4 protein-coding genes are annotated in these 4,891 nt (G+C 41.5%); 1 reads left to right on the forward strand and 3 read right to left on the reverse strand.

What is annotated here, in order from left to right; all coding sequences use genetic code 11:
• Window positions 1-256: hypothetical protein (locus tag SD31_RS18260; RefSeq protein WP_231561131.1), on the forward strand; the 256-nt coding region annotated here is incomplete at its 5' end.
• Here SD31_RS18260 and SD31_RS03690 read toward each other — a convergent pair.
• The 3 genes from SD31_RS03690 to SD31_RS03700 form a co-directional block, all read right to left on the reverse strand.
• Window positions 243-2,390: a TonB-dependent receptor domain-containing protein gene (locus tag SD31_RS03690; RefSeq protein WP_052258617.1), complete on the reverse strand. Its 2,148-nt coding sequence runs from the start codon at window positions 2,388-2,390 to the stop codon at window positions 243-245. The two genes, SD31_RS18260 and SD31_RS03690, sit on opposite strands and share 14 nt — an antisense overlap.
• 330 nt (window positions 2,391-2,720) lie before the next feature.
• The gene (locus SD31_RS03695; RefSeq protein ID WP_039053154.1) at window positions 2,721-3,134 is read right to left on the reverse strand and encodes a hypothetical protein; all 414 of its coding nucleotides are present in this window, start codon (window positions 3,132-3,134) and stop codon (window positions 2,721-2,723) included.
• Window positions 3,135-3,838: 704 nt separating this feature from the next.
• On the reverse strand, window positions 3,839-4,717 hold the full coding sequence (locus SD31_RS03700) for an EamA family transporter (RefSeq protein ID WP_039053155.1): 879 nt from the start codon (window positions 4,715-4,717) through the stop codon (window positions 3,839-3,841).
• Between the last annotated feature and the right edge of the window lie 174 nt (window positions 4,718-4,891).

Genomic DNA, 4,891 nt, shown 5'->3' on the forward strand with positions numbered 1-4,891 from the left:
TATCGAATACTGTATAGAACATCCTTCTGTCAAAGGACCCCATAGTAAGTTGTATTCGAAATATGTCCGAAAAGGTTGGATCGAAGTCGCGAAGAATAGGACATTTCTTGATTATTTATTTGGTAAGGTTTTCCCACCTAACATAGATACTGAAGTTTTTATCCTTGCCGAAAGACTTGCTCACCTGTGCATTCATGGTGATGTATGCCGGAGAGTAGCTATCAAGTTGGTATTCTGCAGGATTATCTATAGTTGATGGAAGGCGTTTTTTTTCCTACTACGTTAAATGTATAGTCAAAACTCCATCCGCTATGCAGGTTGTATGCTAAGTTCATAAATCCTCTGTGTTTTGCAGTCAAAGGCTTACTTAATGTACCAGCCTTCTTATAATCCGTTTTTACATCGAGCAGACGGTATGCAAAGCGTGCTTCAAAGTGGCGGGCTGGCATGAACCGGAATTCGGCCTGTAAGCTGTTGGAATACGATTTGCCATCCAGATTGTAGATATTTACTTCACGTGGATTTTCCCAGTCTATGACTACCTGATTTTCGAAGTTGTTGTGGAACAGCTCTATGGCAATTCCAGACTCTCTGCCGAAAAGTTTGAAATCCTGATCCAAGGTAATTCCTGTATTCCACGAAACTTCCGGCTTAAGACCATATGCCGAGTTGGAAGATTGCAAGTTTGCGTAGTCTATAGTTCTGGCAGAAGCTAGCATACCTATGTTTTCGGCAAAGATGTTTGCGGTACGTTGTCCTCTTCCCGTGCTGATACGGATGGTATTACCTTCAAAAGGATTGTATCGGACTACAAAGCGTGGGGTTGTGAACCATCCGTATAGAGAATTGTAGTCCTGGCGAAGGCCTGCCACCAAGTCGAATTTTTCCGTAGGACTATAGGTATATTCTGCGAATACGCCTGTAACTGTTTCTGTACGCCCGAAATCATGGCTTTCAATATTTTCTTTGTATTTGTCGTAGGATACGGAGACCCCCACTTTATATTTGTGATCAATAGTTCCTAGGATATCTTGAAATATAAGGTTGGCATATCCGTTGGTTTGCTTATTGCTGTAGTCTCTTAAGCCAAAATAGCTGTCTTGATTGTAGTTGGAAGCAGAAAGTTGCAGCCCTACACTTCTATATCGGTTTTCGGGGAATACATAACCTATTTTTCCGAATCCTTCAATTCTTTCGTTGTCGAAACCTAGTCCGTAGATGGCATTGCTTCCACGGTCTTCTTTGTTGAAAGATGTTTGCCCTCCTGTACGCTTGTCTTTTAGGTATTTAACCCCAAATTGGGCGATAAGGCCTTTGCCGTTTTCGAAGTGCCATCTATTTATACCGGAAAAGAGGTTACCTACAGGGACATCCCTAAAGCCATTGTGACTGAAGTTCATGTCTTTGTTGTACATGAAGTTGTCATGTAACAAGAGACCTACAGACCATTTGTCGTTGATCTTTTGAGCCAAGTTGAGGTTGAGGTCTGTACGTCCCATGTTGTTGGCATAGGCATTGAAGAATAATCTTTCCGAAGTGTGCGGCTTTTTAAGTTCGACGTTGATTTGTCCGGCCATATTTTCGTAACCGTTTACTACGGAGCCTATACCTTTGCTGATGTCGATGGACTCAATCCATGTTCCGGCGATGCTGTTTAATCCCAGTGGAGAGGCAAATCCTCTGGGGCCCGGAAGGTTTTCTACTGTAAGTTGGGTATAGATGCCGCTGAGACCTAAAAGTTGTATCTGTTTGCTTCCTGTCACGGCATCGCTGCTTACCACGTCCACAGAAATTGTTGTTTCAAAGCTTTCGCTGAGGTCGCAGCATGCAGCTTTGAATAGCTCCAATGCCGTAAGAACTTCGACGCGGTTGGCATTGAGCGCTTTGATATAGTTGGATTTTTTTCGACGTGACACTACCACTTCCGACAACACATTGTTTTGAGCGTGGATGACCAATACCTCATGCAGATCTTTTACTTCTATGACTACAGGCTGCATGCCTACGGCAGTGAAGACGAGATGTTTGTTGCCTTCATTATGCTTGATTTTAAAGACACCGCTCTCGTTGGACGTCGTTTGTCCTTTGGGGCCTTCCTGCCAACGAATATTCACATTTGCAATAGGAGTAAGTGAAGCTTTGTCGTCCTCATTGACTACTACACCGGTGATGATGTGTTCGTGGTTGTGATGGTCGGATGTTTCTTTTCTGCCCTTTCCATGATTATGATCATGATCGTGGTCTTCTCCTTTATGGCCATGATGCTCATGGTCATGATCGTCTTCATCATGTTCATGGTCTTCTCCTAATCTTTCGTAGAGGCAGCATTCATGCAGCTTTTCATACACTTCGTCTGGCGCACGATGTAATGGTGTGTCATGCCCAGCCATTGCAATAGCCTTCTGTATGGCAGAAAGTGTAGTATTGGAGTTATAGGAAACGGTTATTTTTCGTGTTTTTACGTCCCATACTGGCGCTGTTTACGCCTTTTATTTTTTGCAGCTTTTTCGATCCTTTGTTTACATAGACCACAATTTCCTGCCACGTCAAACGTTGCTGTGCTATCAGTCTGCGCGTAAGAAAATTGAAATATTGTACAGAATAATAATAATACTTTTATGATTTTGTCCATAGTTTGATTTCATTTATACAACCATAAGAAAGATATGCAATAGGCATCTCCTGCCGTCATATTGCATGCGACTTATATAAATGAAATCCTAAATTCTGTAAATGCAGTTTTTGATATAGATAGGGGGTGAAGAATCTATCGATGCATAAAGATAATTTGTGAAAACAGCTTTATGGAATGTATCAGTGACCTTAAAGTCTAGGGCAATCCATGGTAATGAAAGAATGGCAGGGGTCAGCTTTATGAGAAAGGAAGAGCTGTTGTAATCTTTATGTGAGAGCTGGTCAACTTTTACCACCTCATTCTTGCATTCGCCATGGCAGTGGCCGTCGTGGTCTTCGTGATGTTTGTGTGTTTCTGCACAGAAGATACAGGATTCTGGAGATAACTTTTCATAGAAACTTAAGATGAAGGAGTCTTTACAGATATGAACGTAGATGTTCCCTCCAATAGAGACGAAACAGAACATCACACTCATTAATATAGCTAAGACTCTTTTCATCAATTTTTTATATAAATTTCCTATGTAAAGTTAAATGAATTTTTTGTATATTTCAATTATAAAAACCTAAGTTATGATGGAACTATTTTTTCATGACCAATCTTTTGCGGTATTGGGCATTATAGCCTTATGCATCGCAGGAATTATCCTAACAAAAGTTTATTCTAAAATCATGTCGAAGTTACACTAACAACTTCCTTTTTCCGCAATAGTGGCAAACAGTCTTTAAATACATCATGATAGTAGCATGGCGTTCAACACTTAAAGTCAACTGTCATGATGTATTTAAGAAATATCCTTTTCAGTAAGGAGTGACTTGATATAGGATACGAAAGCGAAATAAAAAGTATAGAGCGCAATAAGCGGAGAAGATTTCATGGAAAGCAATGAAGACTTCTTTATTGATAGTAAGTGTTCGGTCTTAGGAAGCTGTATTGACCTTTTCTAGGTAAGAGTGACGGTAAAGACATCGTATCGGTTGTTGTAAAGAAGCAAAGCCCTCCTCTCATAGGTATCCCAAGCCCTTTCCGTCCCTGCTTTTGTTCGTCTTATCGAAATGACACCCACCTTAAAAGTTAAGGTAATAAAGGGAAAGGGATGTGATGGATAAAAGAAAACTTTTTGGCAACATCCCTTTCCTATTAGGTTGACCTCTCAGCTGCAATAAATCTAAGAAGTCCGCTAATGATAGTTATCGGATTTTTTTAGGTATAATTGATCCATACCACGATCCCTAAGATCATCGCTACTCCTGCCCATTGTATGCCGGACACTTTTTCGTGCAGTACGAAGTACGACATAGCAACAGCCACGGGTAGTTCTACCGCACTGAGTATGCTTCCCAGAGCAATATCGATTTTGGGCATACCGTAGGCAAAAAGGAAAGGAGGAAGTACCGTCCCAAAAACGGCCAACAGAAGACCATATTGGTAAATCAGCATATCTGTCTCAGGGTCGAAAAGGGAAAAGGGCTGCAGCGTAGTGAAGATAAGGGTGGCAGCCCCTGTCACCATCAGCGCACTTTTTTGTACAGGAGGGTAGTCGTTTCCTACTTTTCCATTTACGATGATAAAAATCGAATAGGCTAAGGCAGCCAACAGACCGAAGCATATACCTAACAGCGAAAGGTCGGAGAAAGAAGATTCCATGGCTCCTGTAGCAAAGACTGTAGCGAAGAGTATGGCTATGATGCCTAACGCCTGGCGGGTGCTGGGCTTCTGCTTATACACGATATAGTTAATCAGTGCACTCATCCATATAAACTGCATCAACAGTACTATAGCTATGGAGGCTGGCACCAGCTGTACACACTTGTAATAGATGATGCTGACAATCCCGGTGGATAATCCCGCAACGATAATTTTCCAGGACGGTGTCGTGCGGCTGAAACGTTGGGAAGAAGATTTTTTTGCTGAAGTGAGGAAATACATCACCCACAATAGAAGCATTCCCAACAAGGCTTGGATACCGGTAACCTCACCTAAGGAGAAGCCTGCAGCATACGATTTTTTTACAAAGGTAGAGAGGATACCAAAGCTTGCTGCTCCGAAGAACACAGCAAGAGCTCCTTTAAATTTCTTCATACGACAAAGGTCTTAAGAATTAACGATTAATTTGGTCATTAATATGCTATTTTCTTAACTTCGAACGGTATGCGCTATTACCATTATATTTCCGCAATAATCCTTATCCTGCTGATAAGCTCCTGTGGAGCTTACAAAAAGGACAGCAGTCGTACTTCTTATCCTTTGGAATCC

This window comes from Sphingobacterium sp. T2 (assembly GCF_000814685.1).
Taxonomy (GTDB): domain Bacteria; phylum Bacteroidota; class Bacteroidia; order Sphingobacteriales; family Sphingobacteriaceae; genus Sphingobacterium; species Sphingobacterium thermophilum.

Excerpts from the sequence above, each read along its gene's own strand:
- SD31_RS03690 (WP_052258617.1), bottom strand. The coding sequence starts at position 2,390 with ATGGCTGGGCATGACACACCATTACATCGTGCGCCAGACGAAGTGTAT.
- SD31_RS03695 (WP_039053154.1), bottom strand. The coding sequence starts at position 3,134 with ATGAAAAGAGTCTTAGCTATATTAATGAGTGTGATGTTCTGTTTCGTC.
- SD31_RS03700 (WP_039053155.1), bottom strand. The coding sequence starts at position 4,717 with ATGAAGAAATTTAAAGGAGCTCTTGCTGTGTTCTTCGGAGCAGCAAGC.